Origin of the sequence: Streptomyces sp. NPDC086549, assembly GCF_044746205.1 — a bacterium.
Lineage (GTDB): Bacteria > Actinomycetota > Actinomycetes > Streptomycetales > Streptomycetaceae > Streptomyces.
On record NZ_JBIVBS010000003.1, the window covers coordinates 561,163 to 580,740 of the forward strand.

General features: G+C 71.3%; 17 protein-coding genes. 4 read left to right on the forward strand and 13 right to left on the reverse strand.

The window, feature by feature from the left end; translation table 11 throughout:
* Nucleotides 1-19 precede the first annotated feature (19 nt).
* The 3 genes from ACIPSA_RS13485 to ACIPSA_RS13495 form a co-directional block, all read right to left on the reverse strand.
* Nucleotides 20-1,243 carry a serine hydrolase domain-containing protein gene (locus tag ACIPSA_RS13485; protein ID WP_402633070.1) on the reverse strand — a complete coding sequence of 408 codons (1,224 nt, stop codon included), beginning with the start codon at nucleotides 1,241-1,243 and terminating at the stop codon, nucleotides 20-22.
* A 74-nt stretch (nucleotides 1,244-1,317) separates the two neighbouring features.
* A complete protein-coding gene (locus ACIPSA_RS13490; RefSeq protein ID WP_402633073.1) occupies nucleotides 1,318-2,661 on the reverse strand; it encodes an MFS transporter in 1,344 nt (447 codons plus the stop codon).
* The gene (locus tag ACIPSA_RS13495) at nucleotides 2,658-3,239 is read right to left on the reverse strand and encodes a TetR/AcrR family transcriptional regulator (RefSeq protein WP_402633075.1); all 582 of its coding nucleotides are present in this window, start codon (nucleotides 3,237-3,239) and stop codon (nucleotides 2,658-2,660) included. The genes ACIPSA_RS13490 and ACIPSA_RS13495 overlap by 4 nt, the downstream gene beginning before the upstream one ends.
* A 96-nt stretch (nucleotides 3,240-3,335) precedes the next feature.
* Here ACIPSA_RS13495 and ACIPSA_RS13500 point away from each other — a divergent pair, with 96 nt between their 5' ends.
* The gene (locus tag ACIPSA_RS13500; RefSeq protein ID WP_402633078.1) at nucleotides 3,336-3,773 is read left to right on the forward strand and encodes a PPOX class F420-dependent oxidoreductase; all 438 of its coding nucleotides are present in this window, start codon (nucleotides 3,336-3,338) and stop codon (nucleotides 3,771-3,773) included.
* Nucleotides 3,774-3,937: 164 nt separating this feature from the next.
* On the opposite strand, the gene ACIPSA_RS13505 is transcribed toward ACIPSA_RS13500, so the two are convergent.
* The 7 genes from ACIPSA_RS13505 to tkt are packed head-to-tail and all read right to left on the reverse strand — an operon-like array spanning nucleotide 3,938 to nucleotide 12,834.
* On the reverse strand, nucleotides 3,938-4,531 hold the full coding sequence (locus ACIPSA_RS13505) for a histidine phosphatase family protein (protein ID WP_402633080.1): 594 nt from the start codon (nucleotides 4,529-4,531) through the stop codon (nucleotides 3,938-3,940).
* Nucleotides 4,532-4,534: 3 nt separating this feature from the next.
* Nucleotides 4,535-5,416, reverse strand: a complete 882-nt coding sequence (gnd, locus tag ACIPSA_RS13510; protein ID WP_402633083.1) for a phosphogluconate dehydrogenase (NAD(+)-dependent, decarboxylating) — start codon at nucleotides 5,414-5,416, stop codon at nucleotides 4,535-4,537.
* A 2-nt stretch (nucleotides 5,417-5,418) separates the two neighbouring features.
* Nucleotides 5,419-7,092 (reverse strand): glucose-6-phosphate isomerase, encoded by a 1,674-nt coding sequence (gene pgi, locus ACIPSA_RS13515; protein WP_402633086.1) that lies wholly within the window; start codon nucleotides 7,090-7,092, stop codon nucleotides 5,419-5,421.
* A 1-nt stretch (nucleotide 7,093) separates the two neighbouring features.
* Nucleotides 7,094-8,020, reverse strand: coding sequence for a glucose-6-phosphate dehydrogenase assembly protein OpcA (opcA, locus tag ACIPSA_RS13520; RefSeq protein WP_402633089.1), 927 nt, complete (start codon nucleotides 8,018-8,020; stop codon nucleotides 7,094-7,096).
* Nucleotides 8,017-9,597, reverse strand: coding sequence for a glucose-6-phosphate dehydrogenase (gene zwf, locus ACIPSA_RS13525; protein ID WP_402633092.1), 1,581 nt, complete (start codon nucleotides 9,595-9,597; stop codon nucleotides 8,017-8,019). The genes opcA and zwf overlap by 4 nt, the downstream gene beginning before the upstream one ends.
* Nucleotides 9,594-10,739 (reverse strand): transaldolase, encoded by a 1,146-nt coding sequence (gene tal, locus ACIPSA_RS13530; RefSeq protein WP_402633095.1) that lies wholly within the window; start codon nucleotides 10,737-10,739, stop codon nucleotides 9,594-9,596. The genes zwf and tal overlap by 4 nt, the downstream gene beginning before the upstream one ends.
* A 19-nt stretch (nucleotides 10,740-10,758) precedes the next feature.
* Complete coding sequence (gene tkt, locus ACIPSA_RS13535) at nucleotides 10,759-12,834, reverse strand: transketolase (RefSeq protein WP_402633097.1); 2,076 nt, start codon at nucleotides 12,832-12,834, stop codon at nucleotides 10,759-10,761.
* Nucleotides 12,835-12,980: 146 nt separating this feature from the next.
* On the opposite strand from tkt, the gene ACIPSA_RS13540 reads away from it, so the two are divergent.
* Nucleotides 12,981-13,883: a helix-turn-helix domain-containing protein gene (locus ACIPSA_RS13540; RefSeq protein WP_402633100.1), complete on the forward strand. Its 903-nt coding sequence runs from the start codon at nucleotides 12,981-12,983 to the stop codon at nucleotides 13,881-13,883.
* 69 nt (nucleotides 13,884-13,952) lie between these two features.
* On the opposite strand, the gene ACIPSA_RS13545 is transcribed toward ACIPSA_RS13540, so the two are convergent.
* On the reverse strand, nucleotides 13,953-14,402 hold the full coding sequence (locus ACIPSA_RS13545) for a hypothetical protein (RefSeq protein ID WP_402633103.1): 450 nt from the start codon (nucleotides 14,400-14,402) through the stop codon (nucleotides 13,953-13,955).
* A 132-nt stretch (nucleotides 14,403-14,534) separates the two neighbouring features.
* Between ACIPSA_RS13545 and ACIPSA_RS13550 the strand changes: the two genes are divergently transcribed.
* Nucleotides 14,535-15,041 carry a SigE family RNA polymerase sigma factor gene (locus tag ACIPSA_RS13550; RefSeq protein ID WP_402633106.1) on the forward strand — a complete coding sequence of 169 codons (507 nt, stop codon included), beginning with the start codon at nucleotides 14,535-14,537 and terminating at the stop codon, nucleotides 15,039-15,041.
* Between the two features lie 113 nt (nucleotides 15,042-15,154).
* The gene (locus ACIPSA_RS13555) at nucleotides 15,155-16,393 is read left to right on the forward strand and encodes a hypothetical protein (RefSeq protein WP_402633108.1); all 1,239 of its coding nucleotides are present in this window, start codon (nucleotides 15,155-15,157) and stop codon (nucleotides 16,391-16,393) included.
* 143 nt (nucleotides 16,394-16,536) lie between these two features.
* Here ACIPSA_RS13555 and ACIPSA_RS13560 read toward each other — a convergent pair whose 3' ends face one another.
* Both ACIPSA_RS13560 and ACIPSA_RS13565 read right to left on the reverse strand, forming a co-directional pair.
* Entirely contained in the window at nucleotides 16,537-17,922 is a 1,386-nt protein-coding gene (locus tag ACIPSA_RS13560; protein ID WP_402633111.1) for a glycoside hydrolase family 16 protein, read from the reverse strand.
* 169 nt (nucleotides 17,923-18,091) lie between these two features.
* Nucleotides 18,092-19,339 carry an Ig-like domain-containing protein gene (locus ACIPSA_RS13565; RefSeq protein WP_402633781.1) on the reverse strand — a complete coding sequence of 416 codons (1,248 nt, stop codon included), beginning with the start codon at nucleotides 19,337-19,339 and terminating at the stop codon, nucleotides 18,092-18,094.
* Nucleotides 19,340-19,578 lie beyond the last annotated feature (239 nt).

Genomic DNA, 19,578 nt, shown 5'->3' on the forward strand with positions numbered 1-19,578 from the left:
TCGCGGCGGGCCGCGGGTCTCAGTCCACGATCGCCTCGTGCACCAGCCGCTTCAGCTCCGGGAACACCTTCAGTGTCTTCGGCCGGACCTGGGTCATGAACTGCACGGTCAGATCACGGCTCGGGTCGACCCAGAACGTGGTGGTCGCGACCCCGCTCCAGCCGTAGGCGCCGAGGCCCGTGGGGGCGAGCGTGCGGGACGGGTCGATCACGACGGAGACGTTGAAGCCGAAGCCGACCCCCTCGTTGCCCGGCTCCTGGTGGGGGAGGGCGCCGAAGGTGCGCAGGTCGGCGCCGCCGGGGAGGTGGCTGCGGGTCATCAGGGCGACCGAGGCGGGGGACAGCAGGCGGGTGCCGTCCAGTTCGCCGCCGCGGCGGAGCATCTCCATGAAGCGGTGGTAGTCGTGCGCCGTGGCCGCCATGCCGCCGCTGCCCGACAGGAAGCGGGGCCGGCCGCGCAGCGGGAGCCCGGGGATCGGGGTGATGCCGCCGTCGTCCGTCTCGCCGTACAACTCGCCCAGCCGCTGCGCCTGTTCGGGCGTGAGGTGGAAGCCGGCGTCCGTCATGCCCAGGGGACGGAAGATCCGCTCGGCGCAGAACTCGTCCAGCGGCTGCCCGGACACCACCTCGACGACCCGGCCGAGCACATTGGAGGCGACCGAGTAGTTCCACTGCGTCCCGGGCTCGAACTGCAGCGGCAGGCTCGCGTACACGTCGATCGTCTCGGCGAGGTCCGCGCCCGGCGGCACCGAGGAGTCCAGGCGGGCGTCGCGGTAGAGGGCGTCGACGGGGTGGGAGTGGTAGAAGGCGAAGGTCAGGCCCGCGGTGTGGGTGAGCAGGTGCCGGATCAGGATCGGTCCGTCCGCCGGGCGGGTCCGCACCCCGGCCCCCGACCCGCTCTCGTACACCCGCGGTTCGGCGAACGCCGGGAGGTGGCGGTCGACCGGGTCGTTGGGCGACAGCCTGCCCTCCTCCATCAGCAGCAGCACCGCTACCGCGGTGACCGGCTTGGTCATGGAGTAGATCCGCCACAGGGTGTCCGCCTCGACCGGCAGCCCGGCCGCGATGTCGCGCCGGCCGTGCGTGGTGAGGTGGGCGACGCGGCCGCCGCGGGCCACGGACACCAGGTAGCCGGGCAGGCGCCCCTCGTCGACGTAGTGCGCGAAGTGCTGGTCGAGGCGGTCGAGGGCCTTCGCGTCCAGCCCCGCCTCGTCCGGGTCGACTTCCTGTCGCAGCTGTGCCATCGCTCTCCTCCGGTCGCGTCGTACGCGATGCGGTCCGGCTCACCCCGCCGGGACTGCTCGGACCCCATCAGACCTCATCGTCGCGCAGGAACCCGCGAACGGGCCCGCTCATCGGGGTGTTGTGTGATCGACGCGACGGAGCGGGCGGGGAGCGCGCGGGCCGCCGTCGCCCCGAGCGCGGCCACGGCGGCCAGCACGGTCAGCGTCGGCGCGGTGCCCGATCCCATGAGCGCGGTCGCCGCGGCCACGCCCAGCGTGGGCCCGATGTTGAGGGCGGTCTGCTGCAGTCCGCCCGCGACTCCGGCCGACCCGGCGTCCGCCTGCCGTACGACGACGTGGGTCGCGGCCACCATCACCGTGCCGAACCCGGCGCCCAGCAGCGCGAATCCGCAGGCCAGGGCGAGGGTGCCCGAGGCCCGGGACAGCAGCAGGACACCGAGCGCGAGGACCGCCATCGCCGCTCCCGTCGTACGGCGGGCGCCGGCCCGCCGCAGCAGTACGGCGCAGCAGGGCGCGGTCACCACCATCAGCACCGCCAGCGGCAGGCTGCGCAGGGCGCTCTGGAACGGGTCGAGGCCGAGGGCGCCCTGCAGCACGTAGGTGCTGGTGAACAGCGTGCCGAACAGCGACGCCGACGCGGCGACCAGGACGCCCAGCGCCGCGCCGACGGACGCCGAGCCGGTCACCTCCGGTGGCAGCAGCGGGCTCGCGGTGCGGCGTTCGTGCCGGACGAAGAGGACGCCGGTGAGCGCGGACAGGGCCAGGCCCCACGGGTGCGGCGCGACCAGTGAGTCGACCAGAGCGGCGAGCGTCACGGCGAGGAGCAGGGCGCCGGGCACGTCCAGTGCGGTGTCTGCGGCGCCGGCGCGGTCCGGGCCGCGCACGGCGAGGGCGAGCACGCCGAAGCCGGCCGCGGGCACCACGCCCAGGAAGAACACGGCCCGCCAGCCCGGCCCGGTCACCAGCGCCCCGCCCACGACCGGACCCGCGGCGGCGGCGAGACCGATCGCGGCGGTACGCACGGCGAGGGGCATCGCGAGCCGGTCCGGCGGGAACGAGGCACGCAGCATCCCGAGCGTGGCCGGTTGCAGCAGCGCCCCGAACACCCCCTGAACCACCCGCAGTCCGATCACCCAGCCGACGCCGGGCGCGAGGCCGACGCCCGCCGACGCCGCCCCGAACCCGAGCATGCCCCAGCCGAACACCCGCCGGTGCCCGTACCGGTCGCCGAGCCGCCCGGCGAACACCAACAGGCTCGCCACCGCGATGAGATAGGCGGTGCTGGTCCACTGGACCTGGGTGAACGACGCGTGCAGGTCCCGTTGCAGGGTGGGCTGCGCGACGGTGAGGACCGTACCGTCCAGGGCGACGACGACGGCGCCCACGACGCTGCTCACCAGCGTGAGCCGCTGGTTCACCGCCCGTCCTCCGGTCCGAGGTGCGCGTCCAGGGCGGAGCGCAGCACAGGGGTGAAGTCCTCGGCCCCGGTCGCGAGTTGGAGGCTTCCCCAGCACCACAGCTGGGCGATGCCGTGCAGGTTCGCCCACAACGCGCCCGCGACGAGGCGGGCGTCCGCGTCGGGCCGGACCCTGCCGACCAGATCCGTCAGCCGCCCGAAGAGCGGCAGGCTGGTGTCCCGCAGGCCCAGGTGGCCGCTCTCCAGGAGATCGTGACGGAACATCAGCTCGTACATCCCGGGGTTGTCCAGCGCGAACCGCAGGTAGACCCCGGCCAGTGCCGTCAGCTGCGCGCGTGGCCCGGCCGCGGCGTCGCCGGGCGCCGCGGCCGCCCGGTCGGCCAGCGCGCCGAAGCCGCGGCGCGCGATGGCCGACAGCAGCTCCAGATGGGTGGGGAAGTAGCGGCGCGGCGCGCCGTGCGAGACCCCCGCACGGCGGGCGATCTCCCGCAGGGTCAGTGCCTGGGCGCCCTCGGCGGCCACCAGTTCCACGCCGACGTCGACCAGCCGGGTGCGCAGACTCGTATCGGACTCACTCATAGACACTGTCTACCAGGGCGTGGTAGACAGTGTCTATCAGCGGAGGGCGGTGTCGGCGAGGGAATGCGCGGCCCGCCCCGCCCGGTTGAGCCGGACATGACTCAGGATGTGACGCAGGACGCACTGCTGAAGCTGCTCTCCGAGGGCCACGGCGGGGTGCTGGTCACCCTCAAGCGCGACGGCCGCCCCCAGCTCTCCAACGTGAGCCACGCGTACGACCCCGACGGACGGATCATCCGCGTCTCGGTCACGGACGACCGCGCCAAGACCCGCAATCTGCGCCGCGACCCCCGCGCCTCGTACCACGTCACCAGCGGTGACCGATGGGCGTACACGGTCGCCGAGGGCACGGCCGACCTCTCGCCGGTCGCGCGGGACCCGTACGACGAGACGGTGCAGGAGCTCGTCCGTCTCTACCGCGACGTCCTGGGCGAGCACCCCGACTGGGACGAGTACCGGGCCGCCATGGTCCGCGACCACCGGCTGGTCCTGCGGCTGCACGTCGAACGGGCGTACGGCGTTCCGAAGCGCTAGCGGAGCGGCGGCGCCCTCGCCCGGCACATCGCGCCGGCCACCGGTGACGTGCGGACGGCCACCCCCGCTTCCGCGCGGCGGCGGCCGTCCGCCGCCCATGGCGCCCGGCCACCGCCTCCGACACCACTGTCTTCGAAGGGGGCCGGGCCCTGTCGCAGGAGCCGTCAGGGTCTGGTGTTCCACTCCGCGATCACGGACCGCCCGTGCTCCGTCGACAGACGGCTCAGCGTGCCCGTCGCGAGCTGGAACAGGCGTCCGTCCGCGGGCGGCAGGCCCAGCCGGCGGGCGGCCAGGACACGCAGGAAGTGCGCGTGGGCCACGAGGACCACGTCGCCGGTGCCGGTGGCGAGGGCGGCGTCGACCCGGGACAGCACCCGGTCGGCGCGCCGGCCGATCTCGGCCGGTGACTCGCCGGGGTGGCCGTCCGGGCCGGGCGGCACGCCGTGCCGCCACAGGTCCCAGTCGGGGCGGGTGCGGTGGATGACGGCGGTGGTGACGCCCTCGTAGGCGCCGTAGTCCCACTCCTGCAGGCCGGGGTCGGGCACGGCCCCGCTCAGGCCCGCGAGTTCGGCCGTGCGTATCGCGCGGGTGAGCGGGCTGGTCAGTTCGAGCGCGAAGGTCCGGCCGGTCAGGAACGCGGCGAGGGACTTGGCCTGTTCCTCGCCGTGGTGGGTGAGGGGCAGGTCGGTCCAGCTGGTGTGCCGGCCCGACACGCTCCACTCCGTCTCACCGTGGCGGACCAGCAGCAGGTCGCCCACCGGTCACTCCTTCGCGGACTCGACGGCATGGCCGCCGAACTGGTTGCGCAGGGCGGCGATCATCTTCATCTGCGGGGAGTCGTCCTGGCGGGAGGCGAACCGGGCGAAGAGGGAGGCGGTGATCGCGGGCAGCGGGACCGCGTGGTCCACGGCCGCCTCGACGGTCCACCGGCCCTCGCCGGAGTCCTGCGCGAAGCCCTTCAGCTGCTCCAGGTGCTCGTCCTCGTCCAGGGCGTTGACCGCGAGGTCGAGCAGCCAGGAGCGGATGACGGTGCCCTCCTGCCAGGAGCGGAAGACGTCACGGACGTCGGTCACCGAGTCGACCTTCTCCAGGAGCTCCCAGCCCTCGGCGTAGGCCTGCATCATCGCGTACTCGATGCCGTTGTGGACCATCTTGGAGAAGTGCCCGGCGCCGACCTTGCCCGCGTGGACGTAGCCGTACGGGCCCTCGGGCTTGAGCGCCTCGAAGACCGGCTGGAGGCGGTCGACGTGCTCCTTGTCGCCGCCGACCATCAGCGCGTAGCCGTTCTGCAGGCCCCAGACGCCGCCGGAGACGCCCGCGTCGACGAAGCCGATGCCCTTGGCGCCGAGCTCCGCGGCGTGCTTCTCGTCGTCGGTCCAGCGGGAGTTGCCGCCGTCGACGACGGTGTCGCCGGGCTCCAGCAGTTCCGACAGCTCGTCGATGACGGACTGGGTGGCGATGCCGGCCGGGACCATCACCCAGATCGTGCGGGGGGCGTCCAGCCTGGCGGCCAGTTCGGCGAGGTCGGCGACGTCGGAGAGCTGGGGGTTGCGGTCGTAGCCGAGGACGGTGTGGCCGGCGCGGCGGATCCGCTCGCGCATGTTGCCGCCCATCTTGCCGAGGCCGATGAGTCCGAGCTGCATGATCAGTTCACTTCTTCCTGGGCTTCGTTCTTGAGCGTGCGGTAGGCGGCGACGAGAGCCTTGGTGGACGGGTCCAGCCCGGGAACGTCGGCGCCCTCGGTGAGGGCGGGCTCGACCCGCCGGGCGAGGACCTTGCCGAGCTCGACTCCCCACTGGTCGAAGGAGTCGATGTTCCAGACCGCGCCCTGGACGAACACCTTGTGCTCGTAGAGCGCGATCAGCTGGCCGAGGACCGACGGGGTGAGCTCGGTCGCCAGGATCGTGGTGGTGGGGTGGTTGCCGCGGAAGGTGCGGTGCGGGACCTGTTCCTCGGGCACGCCGTCGGCCCGTACCTCGTCCGCGGTCCTGCCGAAGGCGAGGGCCTGCGTCTGGGCGAAGAAGTTGGCCATCAACAGGTCGTGCTGGCCCGCCGGTTCACCGCTGAGCCCGGCGACGGGCCGCGCGAAGCCGACGAAATCCGCGGGGATCAGCTTCGTGCCCTGGTGGATGAGCTGGTAGTAGGCGTGCTGCCCGTTGGTGCCGGGCGTGCCCCACACCACCGGACCGGTCTGCCATTCGACCGGGTTGCCGTCCCGGTCCACCGACTTGCCGTTGGACTCCATGTCCAGCTGCTGCAAGTAGGCGGTGAACCTGGAGAGATAGTGCGAGTACGGCAGCACCGCGTGCGACTGGGCGTCGAAGAAGTCGCCGTACCAGATGCCCAGCAGGCCGAGGATCAGCGGGGCGTTGGCCTCGGCGGGCGCGGTGCGGAAGTGCTCGTCGACCAGGCGGAAGCCGTCGAGCATCTCCCGGAACCGGTCCGGGCCGATGGCGGTCATCAGCGAGAGGCCGATCGCGGAGTCGTACGAGTAGCGGCCGCCGACCCAGTCCCAGAACTCGAACATGTTCTCCGGGTCGATGCCGAACCCGGCGACCTTCCCGGCGTTCGTCGACAGGGCCACGAAGTGCTTCGCCACCGCCTTCTCCTCGCCGTCCAGACCGGCGAGCAGCCAGGAGCGGGCGGAGGTGGCGTTGGTGATCGTCTCGATGGTGGTGAAGGTCTTGGACGCGACGATGAACAGGGTCTCGTCCGGGTCCAGGTCCCGCAGGGCCTCGTGCAGGTCCGCGCCGTCCACGTTCGACACGAAGCGGAACGTCAACTCCCGTGCCGTGTACGGGCGCAGCGCCTCGTACGCCATGGCCGGGCCCAGGTCGGAGCCGCCGATGCCGATGTTGACGACGTTGCGGATCCGCTTGCCGGTGTGGCCGGTCCACTCGCCGGAGCGGATCCGGTCCGCGAAGCGGGCCATCCGGTCCAGCACGGCGTGGACGCCGGGCACGACGTTCTCCCCGTCGACCTCGACGACCGCGTCCCTGGGCGCACGCAGCGCGGTGTGCAGGACGGCGCGGTCCTCGGTGACGTTGATCCGCTCGCCGCGGAACATGGCTTCGCGCAGCCCGGACACGTCGGTGGCGACGGCCAGTTCCTGCAGCAGGGCCAGCGTCTCGTCGGTGATCAGGTGCTTGCTGTAGTCGACGATCAGGTCGCCCACCCGTACGACGTACCGCTCTGCGCGCGCGGGGTCCGCCGCGAACAGCTCCCGCAGCCGCGTGTGCCACTGGGCGCGGTGGTCGGCGAGAGCCGTCCACTCGGGGCGCCGGGTGAGCTTGGGGGTATCCGACCGGGAGTCAGACATGTCAGGCGTGCTCCTTGGTGCCCTCGCCGCGCAGGGCGACGGCGTACATCTCGTCGGCGTCGAGGCGGCGCAGTTCCTCGGCGATGAGTTCGGAGGTGGCGCGGACCTTCAGGGCGAGGGTGCGCGGCGGCTGGTCCGGCAGGGTCAGTGTGGCCAGCGGGCCCTCGGGCCGGTCGATGACGATCTCGCCGTTCGCGGTGCCCAGGCGCACGGCCGTGACCACCGGTCCCGCGGTGACCACCCGGTCGACCTTCACCTTCAGCCGCACCTCCAGCCAGCGGGCGAGCAGTTCGGCGGCCGGGTTGTCGGCCTCGCTCTCCACGGCGGCCGAGATCACCGGCACCCGGGCCTGGTCCAGGGCCGCCGCCAGCATCGAGCGCCACGGGGTCAGACGGGTCCAGGCGAGGTCGGTGTCGCCGGGGGTGTAGGCGCGGGCGCGGGCGTCGAGGGCCTCCAGCGGGTGCTCGACGGCGTACAGGTCGGTGATCCGGCGCTGCGCCAGCGCGCCCAGCGGGTCCTTGGCGGGCACCTCGGGCGCGTCCGCCGGCCACCACACGACGACCGGCGCGTCCGGCAGCAGCAGCGGCAGCACCACGGAGTCGGCGTGGTCGGAGACCTCGCCGTAGGTCCGCAGCACGACCGTCTCGCCGGTGCCCGCCTCGGAGCCCACCCGGACCTCGGCGTCGAGCCGCGACTGCGTGCGCTCGCGCGGGGTGCGGGCGTGCCGCTTGATGACGACCAGGGTGCGCGAGGGGTGCTCGTGCGAGGCCTCCTCCGCCGCCTTGATCGAGTCGTAGGCGTTCTCCTCGTCCGTGACGATGACCATCGTCAGGACCATTCCCACGGCCGGGGTGCCGATGGCACGGCGGCCCTGCACCAGCGCCTTGTTGATCTTGCTTGCCGTGGTGTCGGTCAGGTCGATCTTCATGGCCTGCGCCAGCTCCGTCCGTCTCGTGCGAGCATCTCGTCGGCTTCCTCGGGCCCCCAGCTGCCCGACGCGTACTGCGCCGGCCTGCCGTGCGTGGCCCAGTGCTCCTCGATCGGGTCGAGGATCTTCCAGGACTCTTCCACTTCCTGGTGACGGGGGAACAGATTGGCGTCACCGAGGAGTACGTCCAGGATGAGCCGCTCGTACGCCTCCGGGCTGGACTCCGTGAACGACTCGCCGTAGGCGAAGTCCATCGTCACGTCCCGGATCTCCATCGAGGTGCCCGGCACCTTCGAGCCGAACCGCACGGTCATGCCCTCGTCGGGCTGGACGCGGATGACGATCGCGTTCTGCCCGAGCTCCTCGGTGGCCGTCGAGTCGAACGGGGAGTGCGGGGCCCGCTTGAAGACCACCGCGATCTCGGTGACCCGGCGGCCGAGCCGCTTGCCGGTGCGCAGGTAGAAGGGGACCCCTGCCCAGCGGCGGTTGTCGATGCCCAGCTTGACCGCCGCGTAGGTGTCGGTCTTCGACTTCGGGTCGATGCCCTCCTCCTGGAGATAGCCGGGCACCTTCTCGCCGCCCTGCCAGCCCGTCGCGTACTGCCCGCGCACGGTGTGCGCGCCCAGGTCCTGAGGCAGCCGCACCGACTTGAGCACCTTCAGCTTCTCGGTGAGCAGCGCCTCCGCGTCGAAGGCGATGGGCTCCTCCATCGCGGTGAGCGCCATCAGTTGCAGGAGGTGGTTCTGGATGACGTCACGGGCCGAGCCGATGCCGTCGTAGTAGCCGGCGCGGCCGCCGATGCCGATGTCCTCGGCCATGGTGATCTGTACGTGGTCGACGTAACTGCGGTTCCAGACCGGCTCGTACATCTGGTTGGCGAAGCGGAGCGCCAGGATGTTCTGGACGGTCTCCTTGCCGAGGTAGTGGTCGATGCGGAACACCTGGTCGGGCTCGAACACGTCGTGCACGACCGTGTTGAGGTCCCGCGCGGACATCAGATCGTGGCCGAACGGCTTTTCGATGACCGCGCGCCGCCAGGCGCCCTCCGGCGGACTGGCCAGGCCGTGCTTCTTCAGCTGCTGCACGACCTTGGGGAAGAACTTCGGCGGCACGGAGAGGTAGAAGGCGAAGTTGCCGCCGGTGCCCCGGGAGGCGTCCAGCTCCTCGACGGCGTCGCGCAGCTGCTTGAACGCCGTGTCGTCGTCGAAGTCGCCGGGGATGAACCGCATGCCCTCGGCGAGCTGCTGCCAGACCTCCTCGCGGAACGGGGTGCGCGCGTGCTCGCGCACCGCGTCGTGCACCACCTGCGCGAAGTCCTGGTCCTCCCAGTCCCGGCGGGCGAAGCCGACGAGGGAGAAGCCCGGCGGCAGCAGGCCGCGGTTGGCCAGGTCGTACACGGCCGGCATCAGCTTCTTGCGGGACAGGTCGCCCGTGACGCCGAAGATGACCAGGCCGGACGGGCCCGCGATGCGGGGGAGCCGTCGGTCGCGCGCGTCGCGCAGGGGGTTCGTCCAGTCGGCGGCCGGGACGGCGGGGACGCTCACCCGCGCCGTCTCCTTGGCTGCGTTGTCGGTCATGACGCGTCAACTCCCTTGTTGTCGAGGGACTTCGCGACGGCGTCCAGCAGTTCCCGCCAGGCCGCCTCGAACTTGGCGACGCCCTCGTCCTCCAGTTGCTGCACGACCTCGTCGTAGGAGATGCCGAGCCGCTCGACGGCCGCGAGGTCGGCGCGGGCCCGCTCGTAGCCGCCGGTCACCGTGTCGCCGGTGATGTCGCCGTGGTCGGCGGTGGCGTTCAAGGTGGCCTCCGGCATGGTGTTGACCGTGCCGGGGGCGACCAGCTCCTCCACGTACATCGTGTCCTTGTATGCAGGATCCTTCACACCGGTGGATGCCCACAGCGGACGCTGCCTGTCGGCTCCGTCGCCCAAGAGGGCGAGCCAGCGCGGCCCCGCGAACACGTCCTCGTACGCCTCGTACGCCAGCCGCGCGTTGGCGAGCGCGGCCCTGCCCTTGAGGGAGAGGGCCTCCTGCGTGCCGAGGGCGGTCAGCCGCTTGTCGATCTCACTGTCGACGCGGGAGACGAAGAAGGAGGCGACGGAGTGGATCGTGGACAGGTCCAGGCCCTTCGCACGGGCCTTCTCCAGGCCGGCGAGGTAGGCGTCCATGACCTCGCGGTAGCGCTCCAGGGAGAAGATCAGCGTGACGTTGACGCTGATGCCCTGGCCGACGACCTCGGTGATGGCGGGCAGACCGGCCTTCGTCGCCGGGATCTTGATCATGACATTGGGGCGGTCGACCAGCCAGGCGAGCTGCCTGGCCTCGGCGACCGTCGCCGCCGTGTCGTGCGCCAGGCGCGGGTCGACCTCGATGGAGACGTGGCCGTCGCGGCCATCGGCAGCGGTGTATACAGAATGCAGAATATCGGCGGCCGCACGCACGTCGGCGGTCGTCATCATCCGCACGGCCTCGTCGACCGTGACACCGCGCACGGCGAGGTCGGTCAGCTGCTCCTCGTAGCCCTCGCCGGAGCCGATGGCGGCCTGGAAGATCGACGGGTTGGTGGTGACGCCGACGACATTCCTGTTCCGGACGAGTTCGGCGAGGTTGCCGGAGTCGATCCGCCCTCGCGACAGGTCGTCCAGCCAGATGGAAACGCCCTCGTCGGACAGGCGCTTGAGTGCTCCCGCGGTCGCGGCTGCTTCGGTCACAGTGATCATCTTCTTTCTGGCGATCGGATCAACCGCGGGCGGCGGCCAGGGATTCCCGGGCTGCGGCGGCGACGTTCTCGGGGGTGAAGCCGTACTCGGCGAACAGGGTCCCGGCATCGGCGGAGGCGCCGAAGTGTTCGAGGGAGACGATGCGTCCCGCGTCGCCCACGAAGCGGTACCACGTCAGGCCGATGCCGGCCTCGACGGCGACCCGGGCCTTCACGGACGGCGGCAGGACCTTCTCGCGCCACTCGCGCGGCTGCTCCTCGAACCACTCCACGGACGGCATCGACACCACCCGGGTGCCGATTCCCTCGGCCTCCAGCCGCTCACGGGCGGCGACGGCCAGCTGCACCTCGGAACCGGTGGCGATGACGATCACCTCGGGGGTCTCGGTCGACGATTCGCGCAGGACGTAGCCGCCCCTGGCCGCGTCCGGGTCCGGCGCGTAGGTCGGCACGCCCTGACGGGTCAGTGCGAGCCCGTGCGGGGCGGGGTGCGTGGCGTGCCTCCTCATGATCTCGGCCCAGGCGACCGCGGTCTCGTTGGCGTCCGCCGGGCGGACGATGTTCAGGCCCGGGACGGCACGCAGCGAGGCCAGGTGCTCGACCGGCTGGTGGGTGGGGCCGTCCTCGCCGAGGCCGACGGAGTCGTGCGTCCAGACGTAGGTGACCGGCAGCTGCATCAGGGCCGACATGCGGACCGCGTTGCGCATGTAGTCGGAGAACACCAGGAAGGTGCCGCCGTAGACGCGGGTGTTGCCGTGCAGGGCGATGCCGTTCATCGCCGCGGCCATGGAGAACTCGCGGATGCCGAAGTGGATCGTGCGGCCGTACGGATCGGCCTGAGGCAGCGGGTTGCCCTTCGGCAGGAAGGACGACGCGGCGTCGATGGTCGTGTTGTTGGAGCCCGCCAGGTCGGCGGAGCCGCCCCACAGTTCGGGGACGACCGCGCCGAGCGACTGGAGCACCTTGCCGGAGGCGGCGCGGGTGGCAACCGACCTGCCCTCCTCGAAGACCGGCAGCGCCTCCTCCCAGCCCTCGGGCAGCTGACCGGCGACGATTCGGTCGAAGAGCCGCGCGCGCCCGGCATCCGCGGCGCGCCACCCGGCGATCCGCTTGTCCCAGGCGGCGTGCGCCTCGGCGCCCCGGTCCAGGGCCCGGCGGGTGTGGGCCAGGACCTCGTCGGCGACCTCGAAGCTCCTGTCCGGGTCGAAGCCGAGCACGCGCTTGGTGGCGGCGATCTCCTCGGCGCCGAGCGCGGAGCCGTGGGAGGCCTCGGTGTTCTGCGCGTTCGGGGCGGGCCAGGCGATGATCGTGCGCATCGCGACGATGGAGGGGCGCCCGGTCTCGGCCTGCGCCGCCTTCAGGGCCGCGTACAGCGCGTGGACATCGATGTCGCCGCTGCCGGCGGGCGCGATGCGCTGCACGTGCCAGCCGTACGCCTCGTAGCGCTTGAGCACGTCCTCGGAGAAGGCCGTCGCGGTGTCGCCCTCGATGGAGATGTGGTTGTCGTCGTAGAGGAGGACGAGGTTGCCGAGCCTCTGGTGGCCGGCGAGGGAGGAGGCCTCGGCGGAGACGCCCTCCTCCAGGTCGCCGTCGGAGACGATCGCCCAGATCGTGTGGTCGAAGGGGGAGGCGCCCTCGGGGGCGTCCGGGTCGAAGAGACCGCGCTCGTAGCGGGCGGCCATCGCCATGCCGACGGCGTTCGCGAGGCCCTGGCCGAGCGGTCCCGTGGTGGTCTCCACGCCCGCGGTGTGCCCGTACTCGGGGTGGCCGGGCGTCCTGGAACCATGGGTCCGGAACGCCTTCAGGTCGTCCAGCTCCAGCTCGTACCCTGCGAGGAAGAGCTGGGTGTACAGGGTCAGCGAGGTGTGCCCGGGGGACAGGACGAAACGGTCACGGCCGGTCCACTCCGGGTCGGCCGGGTCGTGGCGCATCACCTTCTGAAAGATCGTGTACGCGGCGGGGGCCAGGCTCATCGCGGTCCCGGGGTGGCCGTTCCCGGCCCGCTGTACGGCATCGGCCGCTAGGAGGCGGGCGGTGTCCACGGCACGCCGGTCGAGGTCGGTCCACTCGAAGCCGTCGGAGGTCTGCGTGCTCATCTTCAAGAAATCCTCGATCGAAGCGGGATTGCTGGCGGGACGCGTTCAAAAGTAAAAGTCTGACTTTTACGAGGGAAGGTCGAGGTGTGTCAGCCTGTGGTGAAAGTGGGACACCGGCGGCACGACAGGGGCGGCACGAGAAGGACATGGCGGACAGAACAGTCCAAGGCGCCGACGGCGGCGACGGCGACGGGATCAGAACCTTCCCCTTCCCGGTCGACCTGAGTGTCTGCGGGGTCGGCATGCAGGCCGGGCCGATGGGCGCCGGGCGCAGCTGGCACGCGGACGCCCCCCTCCAGCGCGTCCACCGCATCGACTTCCACGTGGTCATGCTGTTCGACGACGGCCCGGTACGGCACATGATCGACTTCGCCGAGTACGAGGCCACGGCCGGCGATCTGCTGTGGATCCGCCCCGGACAGGTCCACCGCTTCTCGGACACCGACGAGTACCGCGGAACCGCCCTGACCATGCAGCCCGGTTTCCTGCCCCGCGCCACCGTGGAGGCCACCGGCCTCTACCGCTACGACCTGCCGCCCCTGCTGCACCCCGGCCCGGCGCGGCTCACCGGCCTGCGCGCGGCCCTCGACCAGCTGCAACGCGAGTACGAGGACACCGCGACCCTCCCGCTGACCCTGCACACGGCGGTCCTGCGCCACTCCCTCACCGCCTTCCTGATCCGCCTCGCGCATCTCGCGTCCAGCTCCGCGGAGGCGGCCCGGCAGCAGGCCGGCACGACGTTCACCCTCTTCCGCGACGCGGTCGAGAAGGGCTTCGCCACCAACCACAGCGTCAGCGCCTACGCCGACGCCCTCGGCTACTCCCGCCGCACCCTCGTCCGCGCGGTCCGCGCAGCGACCGGCGAGACGCCGAAGGGCTTCATCGACAAGCGCGTGATCCTGGAGGCCAAGCGCCTGCTCGCCCACACGGACATGCCGATCGGCCGGGTGGGCGCGGCGGTCGGCTTCCCCGACGCGGCGAACTTCTCGAAGTTCTTCCATCTGCACACCGGGCAGACGCCGGTGACGTTCCGCGCGGAGCTGCGGTAGTGACCTGGGACCGTTGTCGGTTCCCGGTGGGGTGTCGGTCCCCGGTGGGGTGTCAGTTCCCGATGGGCGTCAGTACCCCATCGGGCGGTAGTAGCCCAGCACCGCCGCCAGTTGCGCGAACCACTGCCCCAGCAGCTCGCACGGCTTCGCCGTCACGACGCACTCGTAGACCCTGCCGTCGAGGTGGACGACGGCCGTCATCAGGGCCTTGCCCGAGGGGCTGGCCCTGTAGTGGACGCTGCGGACCTCCTGCCAGGGGAACTCGGCGGTGAAGCCGTGGTCCTCGAAGGTGACGCCCTCCATGTCGACCACGATCGAGTTGTGGCGGTCGACGGCCAGGAACTCCGGGCCCGCCGACGCCGGTTGGGGCGGCATCGCCGGCATCGCCGGCATCGCCGGCACCGGCGGCTGCGGGTGCTGCGGCGGTTGTGGGTACTGCGGCGGCGCCGGGGCGTACTGCGGCGGCGGGGGGCCGAAACCCGGTGGCTGCTGGTGGCCGTACGGCGGCTGACTCGTCATGGTTCCCCCGGTTCCCCGTGCTTCGTCCTCTCCCACGGAAACCTACCCGTCGGCTGTGAAACATTTCCGGGGGCCCGGCGCATCAGTGAAGTGAGAACGGATCGGGTGGCACGGTGACAGGGGGAACCACGTATGGGACGGGTCCGCGCGGACGAGTACGCCGAGTTCGCGGCGGCGCGCTCCGGGCATCTGTACCGGTCCGCGTGTCTGCTCACCGCGGGTGACACGCATCTCGCGGAGGACCTGGTGCAGGAGACGCTCGGGCGGCTGTACGTCCGGTGGGGGAGGGTGTCGCGGGTCGGCAATCCGGCCGGCTATGCGCAGACCGTCCTCACCCGGACCTTCCTCGCCCATCAGCGACGTCGCAGCAGTACCGAGCGGGCGACCGACGCGCTGCCGGACGTGCCGTACTCCACCGGTGACACGCCCCTGCGGCTGACCCTGCTGCAGGCGCTCGCCCGGCTGCCCGCCAAGGACCGGGCCGTGGTCGTCCTGCGCTACTGGGAGGACCGCTCCATCGAGGAGACCGCCGACGCGATGAACGCCAGTTCGGCGGCCGTGCGGACGCGGTGCGTGCGGGCTCTCGGGCGGCTGCGGGAACTGCTGGGCGAGGATCTCGCCGAGTACGCGCGGCCCTGACGGCACCCCGTCCGTTCCCGCTCTTTTCCGTTACCCGTCCTTTCCACTTCTTCCCACCCCATTTCGTTCCTTTCCGTCGCATCACTTCAACCCCCGGGAAACGGTGGTCCGCCATGTCTGGTGAACAGCACAGCGACCCTTTCGAGGAGCGGCTCTCCGCCGCCCTGCACGAGACCGGCGGCGCCTTCGACACCGACCGGGCCGCGCTCACCGCCGCGGGCCGGGTCCGCGGGCGGCGGCTGCGGCTGCGGCGCCGGGCCGCGGTCGTGGGCGGGGCGGCCGGGCTCACGCTCATCGGCGTGGGCGGGGCACTGCTCCTGCCGCCGAGCGCCTCCCACGATCCGGGGCACTCCTCCGTGGCCGCGAAGCCGAAGGGCACCGGCACCCCGACCGTCGCTCCCGTCACCGGTGACGAACTCATCCGCACGCTGGAGCATCTGCTGCCCAAGGGGGAGACCAGCGGCCAGGAGGCGCGGGGCACGGAGGAGTCCCCGGCGGCGCCGTACGCGCACCTCGTCTTCGACGACGGCAAGGGCGCGGGGGCCGTCGGTGTCAGCCTGACCCGGGTCGAGCCGGGCAGCGACGAGGCGCGTCAGGCCACGACCTGCCCGGACAAGACGTTCACCGAGTACGACCACTGCTCCACCAGCCGGCTCCCCGACGGGTCGACGCTCATGCTCCTCCAGGGGTACGAGTATCCCGACCGGCGCGTGGACACCAAGTGGTGGAACGCCGAACTGGTCACCCCGGCGGGCCAGCACGTCTCCGTGAGCGAGTGGAACGCCGCCGCCGAGAAGGACGCGCCCGTCACCCGGTCCGAGCCGCCGCTGACCAAGGCCGAGCTGAAGCGGCTCGCCACGGCCGAGGCGTGGCGCGGATACGCCGATTCCATCCCGCAGAGGCCCGAGAAGCCGACCGCCGCAGCGAGTGCACCCGCCGCGATCACCGGAGCGCGCACCACTCTCCTCGGGCTGCTGCCCAAGGGGCTGCACGTGGTGGCCAAGAGCGCCGACGACACCGACGCCGCCTACGCCGTCGTCGACGACGGCAAGGGCAGGAGCCTCGTCCAGGTCAATGTGCAGGCCGACATGCGGGACGTCGAGCGCGACCTCTTCGGTGACGGCTCCGAGACCCTGGCCGACGGCACCCGGGTCGCCGTCCACCAGGGACCGGGCGAGAAGGGCGGGGAGGGCGTCGTGATGTGGACGGTCGACACCATGCGGACCGACGGCCGGCGTGTCGTGATCAGCGCCTTCAACTCCGCCACCCAGCACGACGCCGCGACCCGCAAGACCCCGGCGCTCACCGTCGAACAGCTCCGGGAGATCGCCCTCAGCCCGAAGTGGCGCTAGGCGTACGGATCGGCGCACGCTCCGGGCGGCTGTACGGCGGCTGTACGGCAACTGCATGACAGTTGCACGGCGGCGGCGCCGGGGGCCGACCTCTGTGTGAAGGCCGAGCCGCCCGGCGCCGCCGGGTGTGCCGAACGCCCGTGTCAGTGACCGAAGTCGAACCAGTTCACGTTCACGAAGTCCGCCGGCTGACCGCTGGTGAAGGTCAGATACACGTCATGGGTGCCGGTGACGGCACTGATGTTGGCCGGGACCGTCGTCCAGGACTGCCAGCCGCCCGTGTTGGCCAGCGCGAAGCTGCCGATGGGAGAGTTGGAACGGCTGTCGAGGCGCACCTCGACCAGTCCGCTCACGCCGGAGCCGGCGCCGCTCGCCACCCGGGCGTAGAACTGGGTGGCCGCCGTGGAGCCGAAGTTCACGCCCTTGTACAGGGCCCAGTCGCCGCCCGCGACATAGCCGATGTCCTGTCCGCCGCCGGTGTCCGTCGTGGTCTCGGTGCTCACGCCGGACTGGCTGTCGTACGACTCGGCCTGGATGGCGCTGTAGGCGTCCCGGTTGCCGGAGGGCGGGGTCGTGGTACCGCTCCCGGCGGACTGCAGGACCTGTACGTAGTCGACGACCATCGGGTGCCCGGACTCGGTGCCGCTGTCCAGGCCGCCGCCCAGCGCGTCGGGGAAGGCGCCGCCCATCGCCACGTTGAGGATGACGAAGAAGCCGTGGTTGGTGGCGTTGGCCCAGGTCGTCGCGTCGACCTGGCTCGCCGTGACCGTGTGGTAGTTGACGCCGTCGACGTAGAAGCGGATCGCCTCCGGGCTCACCGAGCGGTCCCACTCCATCGTGTAAGTGTGGAAGCCCGACTGGCAGGTGGTGTTCGGGCAGGCGACGGAGTTGCCGATGCCGGTGGTCTCGTTGCAGGGGCCGCCGGGGTTGGTGCCGCAGTGCATGGTGGCCCATACCTTGTTCAGGCCCTGGACGTTCTCCATGACGTCCAGCTCGCCGACGCCCGGCCAGTTCTGGTAGTTGCCGCGGTAGGGGGCGCCCAGCATCCAGAACGCGGGCCAGTACCCCTCGGCCGCGGTGCCGGTGACGTTCGGCATCTGCAGGCGGGCCTCGACGCGCAGCTTGCCGCCGGCCGGGGGCTGGAAGTCGGTGCGGGTGGTCTCGATGCGGCCCGATGTCCAGTTGCCGGCCGAGTCGCGCACCGGGGTGATGCGCAGGTTGCCGTTGCCGTCGAGCGAGACGTTGTTCGTGCCGGCCGTCATCGTCTCGACCTCGCCGGTGCCCCAGTTCGCGGGGCCGCCGGGATACGAAGTCCCGGTGTCGTACTGCCAGTTCGAGGTGTTGACGCCGGTGCCCGCCGAGCCGTTGAAGTCGTCCAGGAAGACCTGCGTCCAGCCCGACGGGGGTGTGGGTGCGGAGGCGCTGGCCGGCAGGGTGGCGGCCGTGGCCGCGGCGGCCGCCAGACCGATCGTGGCGAGAACGGCGACGAGGGCCCGCCGCCGTCTGGGTATGCCGGAGGTTTCACTCATGGGGGTGCCTCTCGGGTACGGGGAGATGCGCGGGTGACCTCCGAGAGCCACTTCTGAGAGCGCTCTCAGGGTGGGCCCAATGTGCTCCCCGCTCCTTCGGCCGTCAAGGCTTGAATCAAAGAAAGTCCTTGCTTCCCGGTGGAGTTCATCCGGTGAAGCCGCCCACGTGCTAAAGGGCGCTGCCCGCCTTCCAGTCGGCCCAGGACAGGTTCCAGCCGTTCAGGCCGTTCGACGGCTCCACGGTCTTCTCCCCCGAGTTCTTCACGATCACCACGTCGCCGAGCATCGAGCTCTCGTAGAACTTGTAACCCGCCACGGAACTGTCGTTCGCGCCCTTGGCGTCGTGCAGGCCGACGCAGCCGTGGCTGGTGTTCTGGTGTCCGAACACCGAGGTGGAGGCCCAGTAGTTGCCGTGGACGAAGGTGCCCGAGGTGGTCAGGCGCTGGGCGTGCGGCACGTCGGAGATGTCGTACTCGTCGCCGAGCCCGACCGTGGACGACTCCATGCGCGTCTGCTGGAACCGCTCGCTGATCACCATGATCCCGGACCAGGTGGTGTGCTGGGAGCTGCCGCCGCTCACCGGGTAGGTGGCGATGGCCCTGCCGTCCCGCTCGACGGTCATCTCCTTCGCCGCCAGGTCGACCGTGCTGATCTGCTCGCGGCCGATGTGGAAGGTGACGTCCTTCGACTGCACACCGTATAGACCATCCGATCCCTCGACGTCCTTCAGCCGCAGACTGAGCGTGATCTTCGTCCCGGCCGCCCAGTAGGTCTGCGGACGGAAGTCCAGCCGGGTGTCGCTGAACCAGTGGCCGACCACCTCGACGGCGGGCTCCGCGGTCACCGTGATCGCCTTCTGGACGGCGGCCCGGTCCTTGACGGCGTGCGTGAAGACGACCGACACCGGCATGCCGACGCCGGAGGTGGAGTCAGCCTCGGGCGTGAAGTAGCCGACGAACGTCGCGCCCGGCGACCTGGTGGTGAACGTCGTCACGGTCTCCTCGGCGGCGCCCTTCGCCTTCGCCGTCACGGTGTACTTCGTGCCCGAGTACGGGTTCTTCGCCGACGTCCACTTCGTGCGGGCGTCGTTGTAGGAGCCCGGCAGGGCGGAGCCGTCGTTGCCGGTGACGGTGACCGAGGCCAGCGTGCCGTCGGTGACGGTGACCTCGACGGGGCTGGTGAATTCGGCCTTCCTGGTGCCGGAGGCGGGCGTGACCGCGATCGTCGCCCTCTTGGTCGTGACCGCCCCGGCGGACGCCGTGGTGCCCTTGCCGTCCGTGGCCGCAGGCGCGTCCGTGGACGAACCGCAGCCGGCGAGGGCCGCGGTCGGCACCGCCCCGAGAGCGGCGAGGATCCCGCGCCGGGACCACCGCCGCGGCTGCCGCCCCGACCGGTTCGATATGTGCGAGACGCCCACGACACGCCTTTCCGAGTTGTCCATCTGTGTCTGGGCATCCTGCGCCACTTGTCTGTAGTGATCCTTTGAATCCGAGGGCCGCTCCCTGAGATTCCGGTGAGGACCGATCCGGTGAGGACCGATCCGGTGAGGACCGATCCGGGTGAGGACCCGCGGCCGAAACGGCCAAAAAGCGTGGCTGCCCCTGCCGATCCCCCTGTGAACGAGGTATGAACAGCCGACCGGCGTCCTGAGTCTCC